The organism is Streptomyces sp. TLI_55 (assembly GCF_900206255.1).
Lineage (GTDB): Bacteria > Actinomycetota > Actinomycetes > Streptomycetales > Streptomycetaceae > Streptomyces > Streptomyces aquilus.
Genome location: NZ_OAOJ01000001.1, coordinates 8,139,969 through 8,156,174, shown reverse-complemented (window position 1 = coordinate 8,156,174; position 16,206 = coordinate 8,139,969). Strand labels below are relative to the sequence as shown.

At 72.5% G+C, this 16,206-nt stretch carries 18 protein-coding genes; 7 read left to right on the top strand and 11 right to left on the bottom strand.

Going from position 1 to position 16,206, the window contains the following annotated elements:
• Nucleotides 1-23: 23 nt before the first annotated feature.
• Nucleotides 24-977 carry a ribose-phosphate diphosphokinase gene (locus tag CRP56_RS37355; protein WP_097271707.1) on the bottom strand — a complete coding sequence of 318 codons (954 nt, stop codon included), beginning with the start codon at nt 975-977 and terminating at the stop codon, nt 24-26.
• A gap of 199 nt (nt 978-1,176) precedes the next feature.
• Here CRP56_RS37355 and otr(A) point away from each other — a divergent pair, with 199 nt between their 5' ends.
• Nucleotides 1,177-3,033 carry a tetracycline resistance ribosomal protection protein Otr(A) gene (gene otr(A) / locus CRP56_RS37350; protein WP_097271705.1) on the top strand — a complete coding sequence of 619 codons (1,857 nt, stop codon included), beginning with the start codon at nt 1,177-1,179 and terminating at the stop codon, nt 3,031-3,033.
• A gap of 9 nt (nt 3,034-3,042) precedes the next feature.
• Here the strand turns inward: otr(A) and CRP56_RS37345 are convergent, their stop codons facing one another.
• Nucleotides 3,043-4,233: a cytochrome P450 gene (locus CRP56_RS37345; protein WP_097271703.1), complete on the bottom strand. Its 1,191-nt coding sequence runs from the start codon at nt 4,231-4,233 to the stop codon at nt 3,043-3,045.
• Between the two features lie 143 nt (nt 4,234-4,376).
• On the opposite strand from CRP56_RS37345, the gene CRP56_RS37340 reads away from it, so the two are divergent.
• Complete coding sequence (locus CRP56_RS37340) at nt 4,377-5,039, top strand: DUF4230 domain-containing protein (RefSeq protein WP_097271701.1); 663 nt, start codon at nt 4,377-4,379, stop codon at nt 5,037-5,039.
• Here the strand turns inward: CRP56_RS37340 and CRP56_RS37335 are convergent, their stop codons facing one another.
• From CRP56_RS37335 to CRP56_RS37310, 6 genes are read right to left on the bottom strand one after another with little or no spacing between them, the layout of a single operon-like run.
• Complete coding sequence (locus tag CRP56_RS37335; RefSeq protein WP_097271699.1) at nt 5,040-6,803, bottom strand: complex I subunit 5 family protein; 1,764 nt, start codon at nt 6,801-6,803, stop codon at nt 5,040-5,042.
• A complete protein-coding gene (locus CRP56_RS37330; protein ID WP_097271697.1) occupies nt 6,803-7,150 on the bottom strand; it encodes a sodium:proton antiporter in 348 nt (115 codons plus the stop codon). Before CRP56_RS37330 ends, CRP56_RS37335 begins: the two co-directional genes overlap by 1 nt.
• The gene (gene mbhE, locus CRP56_RS37325) at nt 7,150-7,884 is read right to left on the bottom strand and encodes a hydrogen gas-evolving membrane-bound hydrogenase subunit E (protein ID WP_097271695.1); all 735 of its coding nucleotides are present in this window, start codon (nt 7,882-7,884) and stop codon (nt 7,150-7,152) included. Before mbhE ends, CRP56_RS37330 begins: the two co-directional genes overlap by 1 nt.
• A complete protein-coding gene (locus CRP56_RS37320; protein WP_097271692.1) occupies nt 7,881-8,141 on the bottom strand; it encodes a Na(+)/H(+) antiporter subunit B in 261 nt (86 codons plus the stop codon). The genes mbhE and CRP56_RS37320 overlap by 4 nt, the downstream gene beginning before the upstream one ends.
• Nucleotides 8,134-8,586: a monovalent cation/H+ antiporter complex subunit F gene (locus CRP56_RS37315; RefSeq protein ID WP_097271690.1), complete on the bottom strand. Its 453-nt coding sequence runs from the start codon at nt 8,584-8,586 to the stop codon at nt 8,134-8,136. The genes CRP56_RS37320 and CRP56_RS37315 overlap by 8 nt, the downstream gene beginning before the upstream one ends.
• Nucleotides 8,583-8,765, bottom strand: coding sequence for a hypothetical protein (locus CRP56_RS37310; protein ID WP_097271688.1), 183 nt, complete (start codon nt 8,763-8,765; stop codon nt 8,583-8,585). The genes CRP56_RS37315 and CRP56_RS37310 overlap by 4 nt, the downstream gene beginning before the upstream one ends.
• A 218-nt stretch (nt 8,766-8,983) precedes the next feature.
• Between CRP56_RS37310 and CRP56_RS37305 the strand changes: the two genes are divergently transcribed.
• Together CRP56_RS37305 and CRP56_RS37300 are read left to right on the top strand one after the other, a co-directional pair.
• Nucleotides 8,984-9,523 (top strand): VanZ family protein, encoded by a 540-nt coding sequence (locus CRP56_RS37305; RefSeq protein WP_097271686.1) that lies wholly within the window; start codon nt 8,984-8,986, stop codon nt 9,521-9,523.
• 155 nt (nt 9,524-9,678) lie between these two features.
• Nucleotides 9,679-10,908, top strand: a complete 1,230-nt coding sequence (locus CRP56_RS37300) for a glycoside hydrolase family 16 protein (protein ID WP_097271684.1) — start codon at nt 9,679-9,681, stop codon at nt 10,906-10,908.
• Nucleotides 10,909-10,914: 6 nt separating this feature from the next.
• Here the strand turns inward: CRP56_RS37300 and CRP56_RS37295 are convergent, their stop codons facing one another.
• Nucleotides 10,915-11,151, bottom strand: a complete 237-nt coding sequence (locus CRP56_RS37295; RefSeq protein WP_097271683.1) for a hypothetical protein — start codon at nt 11,149-11,151, stop codon at nt 10,915-10,917.
• A gap of 141 nt (nt 11,152-11,292) precedes the next feature.
• Between CRP56_RS37295 and CRP56_RS37290 the strand changes: the two genes are divergently transcribed.
• From CRP56_RS37290 to CRP56_RS37280, 3 genes are all read left to right on the top strand, one after another.
• The gene (locus CRP56_RS37290) at nt 11,293-12,333 is read left to right on the top strand and encodes a PHP domain-containing protein (RefSeq protein ID WP_097271682.1); all 1,041 of its coding nucleotides are present in this window, start codon (nt 11,293-11,295) and stop codon (nt 12,331-12,333) included.
• Nucleotides 12,334-12,373: 40 nt separating this feature from the next.
• Entirely contained in the window at nt 12,374-13,048 is a 675-nt protein-coding gene (locus tag CRP56_RS37285; RefSeq protein WP_097271681.1) for an HAD family hydrolase, read from the top strand.
• Between the two features lie 300 nt (nt 13,049-13,348).
• On the top strand, nt 13,349-14,305 hold the full coding sequence (locus tag CRP56_RS37280) for an SDR family NAD(P)-dependent oxidoreductase (protein WP_097271680.1): 957 nt from the start codon (nt 13,349-13,351) through the stop codon (nt 14,303-14,305).
• A 6-nt stretch (nt 14,306-14,311) separates the two neighbouring features.
• Here the strand turns inward: CRP56_RS37280 and CRP56_RS37275 are convergent, their stop codons facing one another.
• Together CRP56_RS37275 and CRP56_RS37270 are read right to left on the bottom strand one after the other, a co-directional pair.
• Nucleotides 14,312-15,811: a helix-turn-helix domain-containing protein gene (locus CRP56_RS37275; RefSeq protein WP_097271678.1), complete on the bottom strand. Its 1,500-nt coding sequence runs from the start codon at nt 15,809-15,811 to the stop codon at nt 14,312-14,314.
• A complete protein-coding gene (locus CRP56_RS37270) occupies nt 15,808-16,113 on the bottom strand; it encodes a helix-turn-helix domain-containing protein (protein ID WP_079083292.1) in 306 nt (101 codons plus the stop codon). The genes CRP56_RS37275 and CRP56_RS37270 overlap by 4 nt, the downstream gene beginning before the upstream one ends.
• Between the last annotated feature and the right edge of the window lie 93 nt (nt 16,114-16,206).

Here is a 16,206-nt window from a genome sequence, read left to right as displayed (position 1 = left end):
CCGAACCCGGCTCTCCCTCCTGTCTATTCGCTCGGCCGCGCGTCGAACAGGGCGCTGACGGACTCGCCGTTGTGAATGCGCCGCACGGCCTCGGCGAGCGCCGGGGCGATGGACAGGATGCGCAGCTTGTCGGTGCGCTCCTCCTCGGGCACCGGCACGGTGTTGGTGCAGACGATCTCCAGCACGTCGGGCTGCTCGCCGATCCGCTTGAGCGCGCCGGCCGCGAACAGGCCGTGCGTGCAGGCAACTCGGATCGAGCGGGGCTTCAACGCGCGCAGCCGGTCGAGGAGTTCGAGGACGGTGCTGCCCTTGGCGATCTCGTCGTCCAGGACGATGACGTCCCGGTCCGTCACCTCGCCGATGACGTCGCTGATGCTGACCCGGTCGTCCGCGAAGCGCTGCTTGGCCCCGGCGGCGACCTGCGCGCCGATGAGCCGGGCGAACGCGGCGGCCTCCTTGGCGTTGCCGAGGTCCGGGGAGACGACGGTGGTGCGCGAGAGGTCGTGGCGCTGGAAGTGCGCGGCCAGTTCCCGCAGCGCGTGCAGATGGTCGACCGGGACCGAGAAGAAGCCGTGGACCTGCGGCGAGTGCAGGGTCATGGCGAGGACCCGGCTCGCGCCGGCCGACACCATCAGGTCGGCGACGAGGCGGCCGCCGAGCGAGATGCGGGGCGCGTCCTTCTTGTCGGAGCGGGCGTAGGAGTAGTGGGGCATGACGACGGTGATCCGGCGGGCGGAGGCGCCGCGGGCCGCGTCGCACATCAGCAGCAGCTCGACGAGGTGCTCCTGGACGGGCTTGACCAGCGGCTGGACCAGGAAGACGTCCCGTTCCCGGCAGTTGGCCTGGAGCTGCACCTCCAGACAGTCGTTGGCGAACCGGCTGACCCGGGTGGGGCTGAGCGGCACACCGAGATGCGCGCAGACCTCCGCCGCCAGCTCGGGGTGGGCACTACCGCTGAACACGGCGATGTCTCGCACGGTCCGCTCCTCGCATGATCATCTCGGGCTGCCGTCCCTCATGCTACTGACCAGCGAAATTCGCTTGCGCGCCGCCCACACCGGCAGGTCATCATGGCGACGTCCGTGTTCCCTCACGTCAGGAAGACCCGCATGCGCCGACTCCTCGGAATCCCCCAGCCCTCCCACAGGCCCACGGTTCTCGAGGACTCACTCACGCATGCACACCCTGAACATCGGCATTCTGGCCCACGTCGACGCCGGTAAGACCAGCCTCACCGAGCGGCTGCTGTTCGACCACGGCGCGATCGACCGGCTCGGCAGCGTCGACGCCGGTGACACCCGTACGGACGACGGGGCGATCGAGCGGCAGCGCGGAATCACCATCCGCTCGGCCGTCGCCGCCTTCACGGTCGGCGACACCCAGGTCAACCTCATCGACACCCCGGGGCACTCCGACTTCATCGCCGAGGTCGAGCGCGCCCTGGCGGTCCTGGACGGCGCGGTCCTGGTGCTCTCCGCCGTGGAGGGCGTCCAGGCGCAGACCCGCGTCCTGATGCGCACCCTGCGCCGGCTGCGGCTGCCCACGCTCGTCTTCGTCAACAAGGTCGACCGCGCGGGCGCCCGCGCGCAGGGCCTGCTCGACGACGTCCGGCGGCTGCTGACGCCGCACATCGCGCAGCTCACCACGGTCGAGGGCATCGGCACCCCGCGGGCCCGCGTGACCGCGGTGCCGCTCGCCTCCCTGGCCGAACCCCTCGCCGACGTGGACCAGGACATCCTCGCTGCGGTCGTCGACGGCCCCGCGCCCACCCCGGCCGACCTGCACAAGGCCCTCGCCGCACACACCGCCGACGGCTCCTTCCACCCGGTCCTCTTCGGTTCCGCGCTCGGCGGCGAGGGTGTCGGCGACCTGGTCGACGCCTTGGTCCGGCTCGTCCCGCCGGCGCCGACAGCCGCGGGCGGCCCGCCGCGCGGCACGGTGTTCGCCGTCCGGCCCGGACCCGACGGCGAGCGCACGGCGTATCTCCGGCTCTACGACGGTGAGGTGACGGAGCGTCAAAAGCTCACGCTGCTGCGGCGCGACGCCGACGGCCGCCCCGGCGAGGTCTCCGGCCGGGTGACCCGCCTGGACGTCATCGGCGGCAGCGGTCCCCTCACCGCCGGGAACATCGCGGCACTGACAGGCGTCCCGGGCGTCCGCGTGGGCGACCGGCTGGGTGAACTCGCGGAGCGGGACGCCCAGTTCGCGCCGCCGACCCTGGAGACCGTGGTCACCGCCCGGCGCCCCGGCCAGGCGGCCCGACTCCGCTCCGCGCTGCTCGCCCTGGCCGACCAGGACCCGCTGATCCACGCCCGCCCTGCGGCCGACGGCGGCACCGCGCTGCTCCTTTACGGCGAGGTCCAGATGGAGGTGCTGGCGGCAACCCTCGCCCAGGACTTCGGCATCGAGGCGGAGTTCGCACCGGGCCGGGTCCGGTATCTGGAGCGCCCGCGCGGCGTCGGCGAGGCCGGGGAGGAGAACCCCTGGCTCGACGGCACCCGGTATTGGGCGACGATCGGCCTGCGCGTGGAACCGGGCGAGCGCGGCTCCGGCGGGGTCTTCACCTACGAGACCGAACTCGGCGCCCTCCCCCGGGCCTTCCACCAGGCCGTCGAGGACACCGTGCACACGAGCATGCGCACCGGGCTGACCGGTGCCGCGGTGACGGACTACCGGGTCACCCTGATCCGCTCCGGTTTCGTCGCCCCGCTCAGCACGGCCGGGGACTTCCGCGCGCTCACCCCGTACGTGCTGCGCCGCGCCCTGCAGCGGGCACGGACACGGCTGTACGAGCCGTACCACGCCTTCGAGACGGAGGTCCCGCTCGACGCGCTGGCGCCGGTGACCGCGCAACTCGCCTCCCTGGGAGCAGAGTTCACCGGCACGACCGGTGGCAGCACGGCGTGGGTGATCACCGGTGAGCTGCCGGCCCGGCGGGTGCGCGAGATGGAACTGCGGCTGCCGGGGCTGACTCACGGGGAGGGGATGTGGTGGTCCCGTACGTCGGGCGACCGCGAACTGCGCCCGCACTGACCGGCGTTGTCACCACGACACCGGCAGTCGCAACGGACTGCGGGTCATCTGGCCCACCCGCCACTCGATCGTCTCCGGCGTGAACTCGGCCCGTAGCTCCGGGAAGCGGGCGGCCAGGTGATGCAGGGCGAGTTCGAGTTCAAGGCGGGCCAGCCAGGCGCCGAGGCAGTGGTGGGGTCCGGCGCCGAAGGCGATGCTGGGTGAGGTGAGGGGCGCGGACAGGTCCGGCGGCCCCGGCGGGAAGACGTCGGGGTCGCGGCCTGCGGAGTTGGTCTGGACGGCGACCACGCCGCCCGCGGGAATCAGCACCCCGCCGACCTCGACGTCCGCGACCGCGCGGCGGAGCAGACCCGGCAGCACCCGCCCCTCGCTGAGCGGCACGGTCCGCAGCAGCTGCTCGGCCGCGGTCGCCGCCGCCTCCTCGTCGCGGGCGAGCAGCGGCCAGCCGTCGCGTCCGTCGGTGAGGAGGTAGACGACGGCGTTGCCGAGGGCGCTCATGGTGGTCTCGTGCCCGGCCACCACCAGGCCCAGCGTGAGGGTGATCAACTGCCTTTCCTCGATGCCGAGTTCGTCGCCGGCCGCGACCAGTCCGCTGACCAGGTCGTCGCCCGGCTCCTTGCGCCGCTCGGCGATCAGTCGGGCGGCGAAGGCGCCGAACTCCGTCATCGCCGCCATGACCTCTTCGGCCGTGTGGGCGCCGCCGGACAGGGCGTGGTCGGCCCAGTGGCGGATGCGGTCGCGGTCGAGGTGGTCGAGCCCCATGAGCCGGCAGATCACGGACACGGGCAGGGGCCGGGTGAACCCCTCGATGATGTCGGCGGGCCGCGGCCGTGCCGCGAAGTCGTCGAGCAGCGAGGCCACCACGGACCCCACCCAGGGCCGCCAGCGGGCGATGGCCCGCGGGGTGAACGCCCGCTGGACGGTGCCGCGCAGCCGTTGGTGGGCGGGGCCGTCCTGGTTGATCAGCCCGTCGGGGTCGTCGAGCAGATTCGGTACGACGAGCAGCGGCGGGGCGTTCTCCGCGTGCAGCGACCGCCGGTCGAACCGGGGGTCCATGAGCACCTGCCGCACCTCGGCGTACCGGGTCACGAGCCACACCGGGGTGCCGGTGGCGAGGGTGACGAGCCGGGGCGGCCCGGCCTCGGGAAGGCTGATGCGGTGCATGGGACGTAACGGCCGGGACGCGCTCTCCGCACTCATCCGGTTCTCCAGAAGCGCCGATGTGGACGGCTTTCCACGCTAGTGCGCCGCCCGTGCCCCCGTCAGCGGCGCCAATCGGCCAACGCCCCGGTCTGCCAAGGGCTTTGGGGGGCATTCGTTGAAGGAGGAAGGAGGGCCGTCGCATGACGACTCCCATCAGGCGCATGTCCAAACGCATGCCCGGCTGGGCGAAGCTGGTGAGTGCCGTCGTTCTGGTGCTCGTCGTGTTCTTCGCCGGTATCCGCTTCAGCCTGCTCCCGGGCCTCAAGGATCTGTTCGGCACCGAGACCCATGACCGTTCGGGGCCCGCTCTGCTCCAGTCCATCCAGGACATGAGCCGTTACGACGCCGCCTCCGGCAACTTCCAGGTCGTCGTGGACCTGGAGAAGGACGCCAAGTACCTGCCCGACGCGATCCGCGGCACCCGCACCCTGTACGTCGGGGCGGGCACCGTCGACGCCTTCGTGGACCTCGGCAAGGTGGGCGAGAACGACGTGCAGGTCAATGACGACCGTACGTCCGCCACGCTGGTGCTGCCGCACGCCCAGCTCGGCAAGCCCGCCCTCGACGCCGACCGCTCCTACGCGGTGTCGAAGCAGCGGGGTCTCCTGGACCGCCTGGGCGACCTGTTCTCGGACAACCCCAACAGCGAGCAGGCCGTGCAGAAGCTCGCGGTCAAGCACATCCGCGACGCGGCGAAGGACAGCGCGCTGACCGGGCGCGCCGAGAAGAACACCACGGACATGCTGGAGGGCCTGCTGCGCTCGCTCGGCTTCAAGGAGGTGAACGTCATCTACAAGGCCTGATCAGGAGGTCAGGATGCCCGGCAGGGCCAGCGCCCCGAGCAGTCCGGCGCCGACCAGCAGCCAGGCCACGTAGTCCCCGATGTGCCCGGACTGCAGCCGGCGCAGCGGCAGTGCCCAGCCCGGGGCGGCGAGCAGCTTCGGGCGGGTGACCGCCACCGCGGCCAGGCCCACGGCCAGCAGCGTGGAGGTGATCCCCAGCAGGACACCGAGCGGCGTCCAGTGCACCGGGGCCACCACGACCCCGCCGGACCCGGCTTCGTTCACGGCGTGGGCGACCACGTCGCCGAAGCCGGGTGCCACGCCGACCGTGAGCGACCCGGCGAGCAGCAGCGCCGGGACCGCCGTCATCGTGCCGGGGACCCAGCGCAGCCGTTGCCCGGTCTCGGGCTCCTCGCCGGTGCCGGTCGTCTCGTAGCCGCCGTCGTCGGACGGCCTGGGCCCGAGCCCGAGGAACACGCGGGCGGCGACGCGCAGGACGGCACCGGCCGTGACGGCGCCGGCGGCGACGTAGAGCACGGTGAGGGGGCCGCCCGCGGCCTCCTCGGTGACGGCCTTGCCGAGTGCCGTGCCGAAGGGCGGCAGCCCGGCGAGTCCGAGGCCGCCCAGGGTGAACAGCACGGCGACACCGCGCAGTCGGCGTGCCCTGCCGTGCAGGGCGTGTTCGTCGACGCTGCCGTAGCGGTCGAGGAGGATGCCGGTGCAGGCGAACAGGGCGGCCTTCACTCCGGCGTGGCCGAGGAGGTACAGGGCGACGCCGTCGTCGGCCTCGGGCTTGAGGAGGCCGATGCCGATGAGGAACAGGCCGGTGTGGGCGACGGTCGAGTAGGCGAGCAGGCGTTTGATGTGGCGCTGGTACCAGCACATGACGGCGCCGACCGCGGCGGTCAGGACGCCGAGCACGACGAGCAGCCGGTGCAGGTCGGCGGCCGGGATGCCGCCGGGTCCGGAGAACACGGTGCCGTACACCCGCCACACGCCGTAGGTGCCGAGTTCGACCATGACGCCGGACAGCAGCATGCACACGGGGGTGGGGGCGACGGCGTGGGCGTCGGGGAGCCAGAAGTGGAAGGGGACGGCGGCGGCCTTGACCAGCAGCGCGGTGAGGACGAGGACGAAGGCGCCGAGGACGAGCGCGTCGGGCGGACCGTGCGCGTCGAGGCCCCGCCCGATCTGGGTCAGCGCCAGCTCGCCGGTACGGGCGTACAGCATCCCGATGCCCATCAGCAGGGCGTACCCGCCCAGTGAGGTGATGACGGCGAAGGTGAGGGCGCCCTGCACCGCCTTGGCCTCCTCCACCCGGTGGCCGGTGAGGGCGTAGGCGCACACGCTCATCAGCTCGAACCACACGAAGGCGTTGAACAGGTCGCCCGCGAGCGCGAAGCCGCACATGCCGGCCTGGAAGAGCAGCATCAGCGCGGGGAACGAGCCGGCGTGCCGGCGCGGCGGTTCGTCGAAGTAGTGCCAGGAGTACGCGAGCGCCGCGAGCGACAGCAGCGAGGCGAGCGCGGCCATGCCGAGCCCGGGCCCGTCGCCGACCAGGACGATGCCGACGCTCTGGCCGTTCACGGGCGTCCAGCCGCCGGCCCACTCGACCATGGGCGGCGAGGAGTCGAGCAGCAGCACGATCGCGAGGGCGGCCGTGCCCGCCGACACCGCGCAGCCGGTGGACTCGGCGACGACACGGGGCAGCCGGCGGCCCCCGGCGACCAGCAGGGCCGCCCCGAGCAGCGGGACGGCGACGAGGAGCGGCAGCAGGTCGTTCATCAGCCGCGCAGCTCCGAGAGCGCGTCGGGGTCGACCGTGCCGTGCCGCTTGGAGACCTGGACGACGAGGGCGAGCAGCAGCGCGGTGACGGTGGCGCCGACCACGACGTCGGTCAGGGTCAGCGCCTGGACGACGGGGTCGACGACCGGTCGGGAGCCGGGCTTCAGATCGGAGAAGACCGGCGCGGTCGCGTCGTCGCGGTAGCCGACGGCCAGCAGCAGGACGTAGGTGGCGGACTGGCACACGGACAGACAGCCGACGGCGTGGATCAGATTGCGGCTGGTGGCGAGGCCGTAACAGCCCACCAGGAAGATCCACCCGGCGACGAGGTACGGCAGGACGCCCATCACTTCCCCTCCTCGATCTCGACGGCCTGGTCCAGGAAGCGGGCGAGCAGCACCACGACCGCGCAGGCGACCTCCATGCCGACGGCGGCGTTCAGCAGCGGGACGGTGCCGCCGGAGGAGAGCGTGTTGAAGGTGCCGTACGGCAGCAGTGTGTTGGCGAGGAAGGCGGTGCCGCCGATGAGGCCCGCGAGGCCGGTGACGAGGTAGGCGGAGACGGCGAGCGCGTCGCCGACCTCGTAGAGGCCGACCGGGCGGATGCGTTCCAGGGCGCGGTAGTCGGCGCCCAGGTAGAGCAGATGCAGGGAGGTCGCGGCGACGACGCCGCCCTGGAAGCCGCCGCCGGGGCTGAGCTGGCCGTGGGCGACGACGTAGAGGCCGGTGAGCAGGGCGACGGGGAGCACGGCGAGGGCGTAGCGGCGGACCGGACGGGCCACCGGCTCGGGTTCCGGGTGGGCGCGGTGTTCGTCGCGGGTCTGGCGCAGCAGGACCACACAGCCGAGGACGGCCGCGAACAGGATGCTCAGCTCGCCGAGGGTGTCGAAGGCCCGCTGGTCGAAGTTGATGGAGGCGATGGTGTTGGCGGTGTGCCGGGCGAGGGACTCGCGCACGGCCCGGTCGCCGTACGGGTGCCGGGTGCCGCCGAAGGCCGGCAGGTCGAGGCAGGCGGCCACGAGCAGCGCGGCGAGAGCGCCACCGCCGACGGCCACGAGCCACAGCCGGACGCGCCGGCTCACTCCTGGCGCTCCTTGCCTCGGGCGCGCCGTCTGACCTTGCGGACCGTCAGCAGCAGCAACAGCGGGGTGAGCGCGGAGCCCACGGCGAGCTGCGACAGGCCCACGTCGGGCGCTTGCAGCACGGTGAACAGGACGGCGAGGGTGACGCCGAGGACGGACAGCACGAGCGCCTGGCGTTGCGGGTCGCGGACCGCGACGGCCGTGGTGGCGGTGGCGCCGACCAGCAGGAGGACGACGACGATCACGGCGTCAGCCACGACCGGCCCCGGGGAATCCGCCGGACAGCGCGCGGGAGGCGATGACGTTTCCGCCGATCAGCAGCGCCCCGATCACGAGGAGTTTCACCATGGCCCGGCTCGGCCCGGTGGACGCGCACACGATCCCGACGACCACGGCGCCGAAGGCGGCGCCGACCCAGGTCACGCCCCAGGCGCGGGGCGGGTCGTCGGCCAGCTCGTCGGCGAGCAGCCGGGCGAAGACGAGGGTGCCGACGGGGCCGAGCAGCGCGAGCACCAGGGCGAGATCGACGTACGACGGCCGGGTGTACCCCTGGGCCAGCAGCAGGAGGGCCGGGCAGACCAGCGCGGTCGACATGTTCTGGGCCACCACCCGGCGGCGCAGCGGACCGGTGGCGACTCCCCACAGGGCGGTGCCCAGGCCCGCGCCGAGTGCGACGGTCGCGGCGAGGATCCAGCCGTTCACCGGGCCCTCACCACCCGCCGGGCGGCGGTGGCCGCGAGCGCCGCCACGCCCGCGGCGCTCGCGCCGACCACGCGTTCCAGAGTGTCCACGGTGCTGATCAGGACCAGCCACAGCGCGGCGAGCGCGCACCACCAGGCCAGTGCCTCGGCAGCGATGAGGAGCGTCGTACGCCGGTTCATGCGCCACCTCCTCGGGACCTGCCGGCACGGCTTGCGCGCCATCCAAACACCGTGCCGGGGACGGGTGGCGGCGGCGCGCGCGGGTCTCAGCCCGGAGTGCCCCGCCCGTACGAAGGGAAACCGCGGGCGTCCGTGACCGGACCGGGCGGCGCCGCATTCTCGGCGGCTTCGGGGGTAACCGCCTTTCGAAGCAGGGAAGTTGAAGACTGGAGGATCGCATGGCCCGAGCAGCGCTACGTCCGCGTTCCGCGTTCCGCCTGCGCACCACCAAGTCCGACAAACCCGAACCCGAGCCGGCAGCCAAACCGCGGCGCAGCCCCCTCGCGGTCGTCCGGCGCGTGGTGGCGATGGTGGCCGCGTTCGCCTTCATGGTCGCCTTCGCGGTGGTGCTGGCCCGGCTGACGCTGGAGCCGTCACCCGCGTCGGAGGCGCTGACCCACACCAATCTGCACCCGGGCCGCTCGCTGCGGGCCTATCTCGACCAGCCCGAACTGCGGGACGCCGTCAAGCAGATCGGTGGCAACATCCTGCTGGGGGTCCCGTTCGGCGTCCTGGTGCCGATCCTCGCGCCGCGGACCCGCGGGGTGCTGCGGGTGCTGCTGTTGACGGCCATCGTGATGCTGCTGGTGGAGTTCGCGCAGGGCGCGCTGATCACGGGGCGGGCCTTCGACATCGACGACGTCATCCTGAACACCACGGGGGCGCTGATCGGCTATCTGCTGCTGGGGCGGCGGCTGAGCCGGGCGGTGCACCGCTGAGAGTGCGCAGGCCCACCGGACACCACCGGTGGGCCTGCAACTTCTGGTCCGTACCAAGGTATTGATGGACTCTTATCTCACTTCTTAAATCAAGAGGCGACGCTTTCACCCCCCACCTCAGTCGGCGCCTCAGCCGCCGTACGGAAGGGAGAGCCGTGGCAGCCCCACGCCTGCTCCGGAAGTGCCTGTTCGCCGCCCTGTCAGCCGCCCTCATGGCCTCCGCCGCCACCGCGCAGGCGCAGCAGGCGCAGCCGACCGCGGCAGCCGCGGCGGTGGTCTTCTCCGACACCTTCGACGGCCCCGCCGGCGCTTCCGTCGACACCTCGAAGTGGCAGATCGAGACCGGCGACAACGTCAACAACCACGAACGGCAGTACTACACGGCGGGCAACCGGAACGCGGCCCTCGACGGCCAGGGCCACCTGGTCATCACGGCCCGCCGCGAGAACCCCGCCAACTACCAGTGCTGGTACGGAACCTGCCAGTACACCTCGGCCCGGCTGAACACCTCGGGGAAGTTCACCGCCCAGTACGGGCACGTCGAGGCGCGTATGAAGATCCCGCGCGGGCAGGGCATGTGGCCGGCGTTCTGGATGCTCGGCACCCCGGTCAACTGGCCGGACTCCGGCGAGATCGACGTCATGGAGAACGTCGGCTTCGAGCCCGCCACCGTGCACGGCACGATCCACGGCCCCGGCTACTCCGGCTCGGGCGGCATCGGCGCGGCGTACTCCCTGCCGGGCGGGCAGGCCTTCGCGGACGCCTTCCACACCTTCGCCGTCGACTGGGCACCGGACTCGATCACCTGGTCCGTCGACGGCACCGTCTACCAGCGGCGCACCCCGGCCGACCTGGGCGGCCGCACCTGGGTGTTCAACAAGCCGTTCTTCCTGATCCTGAACCTCGCGGTCGGCGGCTACTGGCCCGGCGACCCCGACGGCTCCACCGTCCTCCCGCAGCAGCTGGTGGTGGACCACGTCTCGGTGACCACCGGCGACACCGCCACCGGCGCCGCGATCAGGGGTCTCGCCGGCAAGTGCGTCGACGTCGCCGGCGCGAACCCCGCGAACGGCACCCCCGTACAGCTCTACGACTGCAACGGCACCGCCGCCCAGCAATGGACCACCGGCGCCGACGGCACCCTCCGCGCGTTCGGCAAGTGCCTGGACGTGACGGGCGGCGGCACCGCGGACGGGACCGCCGTGCAGCTCTACGACTGCAACGGCACCGCCGCCCAGCGCTGGACCGTCACCGCCGCGCACGACATCGTCAACCCACAGGCCGACAAGTGCCTGGACGTGACCGGCAACAACTCGGCCAACGGCACCCGGCTGCAGATCTGGACCTGCACCGGCGGCGCCAACCAGAAATGGACGGTCGGCTGACCGTCCCTAGTGCCGGGTCCAGGTGAACTTGTCGCCGCCCACCCAGCGGACCACGTCCGGGTCGTCCAGGTCGTGGACCGTGATGCCGAACGCGGCGGCGGCCTCCAGGACGTCGGTGACGGCCTTCGCCTCACCGACCACTTCTCCGTCGATCTCCACGATGCGGAACGGCGGCGTTCCGGGCTGCACCCCGAGCACCAGGATCCGCGGATGGGAGATGTGCGGGCTCGCGACTTCGGTCATGCAATAGAGCGTAGAACGCATTCCGGATCGGCGAACCGTACGAGAACCGTATGAGTTGTCCGGGATGTCCCCAAAGGGCTCGCCGTGCGCTCCCCTCCGGGCCGGGGAACCCTGGAAGGGACCGCGGCCGAGGAGGTGGCGATGGAGCCCGTGGCGGCGCTGGACCGGATCGCCTTCCTGCTGGAGCGGTCCCTCGCGCCCTCCTACCGGGTGCGCGCCTTCCGTACGGCCGCCCGGGTGCTGGCCGGCCTGCCGGAGGCGGAGCTGCGCGAGCGGGCGGCCGCCGGTTCGCTGGAGGCGCTGAAGGGCGTCGGCCCGAAGACCGCGCAGGTGGCGGTCGAGGCGCTGGCCGGGCGAGTGCCGGGATACCTCCAGAAGCTGGAGGACGAGGCGGCGAAACGGCCGGCCGTCCAGGGCGGCGAGGCGCTGCGGGCCCTGCTGCGCGGCGACTGCCACCTCCACTCCGACTGGTCGGACGGGGGCAGCCCGATCGAGGAGATGGGCCGGACGACGGCGGAACTGGGCCACGAGTGGGCCGTGCTCACCGACCACTCCCCGCGCCTGACCGTGGCCCGCGGCCTCTCCCCCGAGCGGCTGCGCGAACAGCTGGACGTGGTGGCGGAGCTGAACGCGACCTGGGCGCCGTTCCGGCTGCTCACCGGCATCGAGTGCGACATCCTCGACGACGGCTCGCTCGACCAGGAGGAGGAGCTGCTGGAGCGGCTCGACGTGGTCGTGGTCTCCGTGCACTCCAAGCTGCGCATGGACGCCCGCTCGATGACCCGCCGCATGGTGGCCGCCGTACGCAATCCGCACGCCGACGTCCTCGGGCACTGCACCGGACGCCTGGTCACCGGGCGCGGGCGGCCGGAGTCGGAGTTCGACGCGGACGAGGTGTTCGCCGCGTGCGCGGCGTCCGGCACGGCGGTGGAGATCAACAGCCGGCCCGAGCGGCTCGACCCGCCCCGTCGGCTGCTGAGCCGGGCCGTGGCCGCGGGCACGCTCTTCTCGATCGACACCGACGCGCACGCGCCCGGCCAGCTCGACTGGCAGATCCTCGGCTGCGCCCGCGCCGAGGAGTGCGAGGTGCCCGCCGAACGGGTGATCACCACCTGGTCGCTGGATGAGCTGCTCACCTGGACCCGGGAGCGCCGGACGCCGTCCCGAGTGATCGGCTCCTGAGGTGGTACCCGTGCGGTGAAGCGAGGAAAGGACGGGGCGCATGGAACGGGCGGCCGTGTTCGACGTCGACGGCACACTCGTCGACACCAACCATCTGCATGTGACGACCTGGTGGGAGGCCTTCCGCCAGGCGGGGCACCAGGTGCCGATGCACGCCGTGCACCGCGCGGTGGGGCTCGGCTCCGAGGACCTCATCGCACATCTGCTCGGCGACGACCGGGACAAGGACGAGGACGAGCAGCTCAGCGCCGCGCACAAGGCCCTCTACGGGCAGTACTTCGACCGGCTGCCCCCGCTGCGGGACGCCGGACGGCTGCTGCGGCACCTGGACCACGACGGCTGGACGGTGGTGCTCGCGACCTCGGCGGGCGGTGCGGAGCTGTCCGCGCTGCGCCGCGCGATCGGCGCGGACGACGCGATCAAGGCGACCGCCAGCGCCGACGACGTCACCGAGGGCAAGCCCGCCCCGGAGCCCGTCGAGCACGCCCTGGAACTGGCGGGCGTCCCCGCCGAGCGGGCGGTCTTCGTCGGTGACACGGTCTGGGACATGAAGGCGGGCAGCCGGGCCGGGGTGCGCTGCGTGGGCGTGCTGTGCGGCGGCATCCCGCGCGCCGACCTCGTCGGGGCGGGCGCGGAGGCGGTCTACGACGACCCCGCCGCCCTGCTCTCCTCGCTCGCGGACAGCCCGTTCGCCCGGCTCCCGTTCGAGCAGTGACGCACCTCACGCCATAACGCGACAGCCCGGGGAACACGCAAGGGTGGTTGCCCGTTGAACGACACGTGGGTACGGACGGGACAGTGTCCCCGGGCCTCACCTTTTGCCCACAGGGACGATCGTTCGGCTGAAGCCCTGTGGAGCCTTTCGCCGAGAGGCGACCGCCGTCCGTGCCCACCACAGGACCGCCCCGACCGTGATTCCCCCGTCCGGTCGGGGCTTTCTCTTACCCGGGCCGCTGAGCGGCTCGCCGGACCCGCGCTTGACTTCGAGCGCACTCCAATTCGTAGCGTTCCGAGCATGAGCACTGCACAGCACAAGATCGGTTCGGGATACGACGCCCACAGCACGGCCGACGACGTCCTCGCCGGCATCGACCTGACCGGGAAGCTCGCCGTCGTCACCGGCGGCTACTCGGGACTCGGCCTGGAGACCACCCGTGCGCTCACCAAGGCGGGCGCCCGCGTGGTCGTCCCGGCCCGCCGCCCCGACACCGCCCGTGAGGCGCTGACGGGCATCGAGGGCGTCGAGGTGGACACCCTCGACCTCGGCGACCTGGACAGCGTCCGCGCCTTCGCCGAGCGCTTCCTCGCCTCCGGCCGCACCATCGACCTGATGATCGACAACGCCGGGATCATGGCCTGCCCCGAGACCCGGGTCGGCCCCGGCTGGGAAGCCCAGTTCGCCACCAACCACCTCGGTCACTTCGCCCTCGTCAACCGGCTGTGGCCGGCGATCGCGCCCGGCGGCGCCCGCGTGGTCTCGGTGTCCTCGCGCGCCCACCACTTCTCCGGGATGCGCTGGGACGACGTCCACTGGCGGCAGGGCTACGACAAGTGGGAGGCGTACGGCCAGGCGAAGACCGCGAACGTCCTGTTCGCCGTCCACCTCGACAAGCTCGCCGCCGACCAGGGCGTGCGCGCCTTCGCCCTCCACCCGGGCGGCATCCACACCCCGCTGCAGCGCCACATCCCCCAGGAGGAGATGATCGAGCGCGGCTGGATGGACGAGGACGGCAACATCGTCAACCCCGGCGCCTTCAAGACCCCGGAGCAGGGCGCGGCCACCCAGGTGTGGGCGGCGACGTCGCCGCAGCTGGACGGCATGGGCGGCGTCTACCTGGAGGACTGCGACATCGCCGAGCCCGCCGTCGACGGCGATGTGAGCGGCGGCGTCAAGGCCTGGGCGACCGACCCGGAGCAGGCGGCGCGCCTGTGGGAGCTGTCGGCGGAGCTGACGGGCGTGAACGCCTTCTAGACGACCTCAGTCGTCCTCTCCCGCGGCCGCGGGGTCGGGTTCCCCGCCGACGGTGTACGTGTCCTTGACCTTCACCTCGGAGACCCCGCGGCCCTCCGGGAAGACCCGCCGCCAGTCACCGATGACATGCAGCTCGTCGGTGCCCATGGCGCGGACGACCGTGAGGCCCTCCTCGTGGGCCTTGAACGCCTTCATCCAGAGGTTGGCGAACGCCTGCGAGCGGATGAGGTGCATCCAGTCGGGGCGGTACAGCTCCCGGTTGTAGTTCGACTCCCCCATGGTGGAGACGAACTTGGAGTACATCGCCTTCACGTACTCCAGCGTCACGTCGTCGCCCTCGGCGATCGCCCGGTCCCGGGCCTCCTTCAGCGCGACCCGGAACTTCTCCAGCAGCCCCTCGGTGGCACCCGAGGTGAACGACTCGTGGATCTCCGGCGGGTCGCACAGCCCGTACTTCGGCCCCGACAGGCGCAGCAGCAGCCGCAAGGTCGGTTCGGTGACCCAGAGCGGGCCCGGCTCGTCGCGGTTGCCGATCGGGTTCGGCAGCTCGGCCTCGTGGTCCCAGGCCGGCGGGGTGATCAGATGGACGCCCGCGCGGCGGCGGTCGTGGTCGAAGCCGGTGGAGTGCTCCAACTGACCGATCGGCAGATGGGTCTTGAGCGCCGACAGATACGCGCCGTTGATGTCGAGCGCGGTCACCTCGTGCAGGCCCGGCGGGAGTTCGGTGCGGGCCCACTTGGGACGGGCCTCCCAGATGCGGTCGGCGCCCCGGGCGGTCTGCTTGCGCAGGATGTCCGGGATCCAGGGGTGCGCGACCACGTCGTACCGGCCGCCCTTGCGGGTCTCGTCCAGCAGCGCCATGGCGTCCGGGATCGCCTTCTTCACCAGCGCCGCGGTCGCGGCCTCCAGGTCCCCGCCGTGCTTGGCGAGGGCGCCGGCGACCGCGGAGGCGATGAGGTCGGGCTCCTGGGAGGCGGCGGCCTGCATACGGCGTCCTACGGGGACGACGCGGACGGGCTTGGTGGCTTGAGCGGGGTCTTTCTCCGGCTCGGGTTCCGGAGCCGGCGCCGCCGGTGTCGTCGTACCGCAGTCGGCCGGGTCGAGGTGCTGCGGGAATCCGGCGACCTGGTGGTGGGCCGGGGCCCCGCACAGAACGCAGGGCTGCGGCACGGCGAGGGCCTCGACCTCGTCGGTCTCGCCCGTCTCAACCTCATCGGTCGCGGGCTCTACGTCCTCCTCGGCAGCCTTCTCCTCCTCCGCCGGGTCCGCCAGCTTGGCCTGGGCGCCCTCCAGGAAGTACGCGTACTTCTCCCGCACCTCCCCGCTCGGGTCCCGCCCCGTCTCCCAGCCGCCGACGGTCGAGGGGCTCACCCCGAGGGCCTGGGCCACCTGGGCGCGGGAGAGGTTGAGGCCTTCGCGCAGGGCGCGCCGTACGTCGACCGGCGGCAGCGGCACTTCCTGGCGGGCGCCGGCCAGGAGGGCGTCGATCGCGTCGAAGTCCGTCATCGGGCCACCGCCCTCGGGCCACCGGAGCGGCGCTTGCGTACGGGCAGGGTCTCGCAGGCCCGGGTGGGTCCGGCGAGGAGGTCGAGGACGTCGATGCCGAAGTGCGCGGCGAGCGCGTCGCAGTCGGCCAGGCTCCAGGCGGCGCTGCCGGACTGGCGGCGGCTCACCTGCGCCTGGCTCACGCCGAGCGCGACGGCGACGTCCGCCTGTGACTCACCCGTCGCGTGCATCAACGCGGCCACCGACGACCTCACCCGTTCTCCCAAGGACAGTCCCACCCCGCCAACCCTACCCGGCCTCATGCGTCCACCGTATGAAGCATGCTGTGTGCGCATGGGCGCGTCGGGTGCGGCCGCCCGGGTACTCGGGTGCTCCCCCGCAGCGCAGGCCCGAGA

Excerpts from the sequence above, each read along its gene's own strand:
- CRP56_RS37345 (WP_097271703.1), bottom strand. The coding sequence starts at position 4,233 with ATGAGTGCGGAGAGCGCGTCCCGGCCGTTACGTCCCATGCACCGCATC.
- CRP56_RS37340 (WP_097271701.1), top strand. The coding sequence starts at position 4,377 with ATGACGACTCCCATCAGGCGCATGTCCAAACGCATGCCCGGCTGGGCG.
- CRP56_RS37335 (WP_097271699.1), bottom strand. The coding sequence starts at position 6,803 with ATGAACGACCTGCTGCCGCTCCTCGTCGCCGTCCCGCTGCTCGGGGCG.
- CRP56_RS37330 (WP_097271697.1), bottom strand. The coding sequence starts at position 7,150 with ATGGGCGTCCTGCCGTACCTCGTCGCCGGGTGGATCTTCCTGGTGGGC.
- CRP56_RS37310 (WP_097271688.1), bottom strand. The coding sequence starts at position 8,765 with ATGAACCGGCGTACGACGCTCCTCATCGCTGCCGAGGCACTGGCCTGG.
- CRP56_RS37305 (WP_097271686.1), top strand. The coding sequence starts at position 8,984 with ATGGCCCGAGCAGCGCTACGTCCGCGTTCCGCGTTCCGCCTGCGCACC.
- CRP56_RS37295 (WP_097271683.1), bottom strand. The coding sequence starts at position 11,151 with ATGACCGAAGTCGCGAGCCCGCACATCTCCCATCCGCGGATCCTGGTG.
- CRP56_RS37290 (WP_097271682.1), top strand. The coding sequence starts at position 11,293 with ATGGAGCCCGTGGCGGCGCTGGACCGGATCGCCTTCCTGCTGGAGCGG.
- CRP56_RS37285 (WP_097271681.1), top strand. The coding sequence starts at position 12,374 with ATGGAACGGGCGGCCGTGTTCGACGTCGACGGCACACTCGTCGACACC.
- CRP56_RS37280 (WP_097271680.1), top strand. The coding sequence starts at position 13,349 with ATGAGCACTGCACAGCACAAGATCGGTTCGGGATACGACGCCCACAGC.
- CRP56_RS37275 (WP_097271678.1), bottom strand. The coding sequence starts at position 15,811 with ATGACGGACTTCGACGCGATCGACGCCCTCCTGGCCGGCGCCCGCCAG.
- CRP56_RS37270 (WP_079083292.1), bottom strand. The coding sequence starts at position 16,113 with ATGAGGCCGGGTAGGGTTGGCGGGGTGGGACTGTCCTTGGGAGAACGG.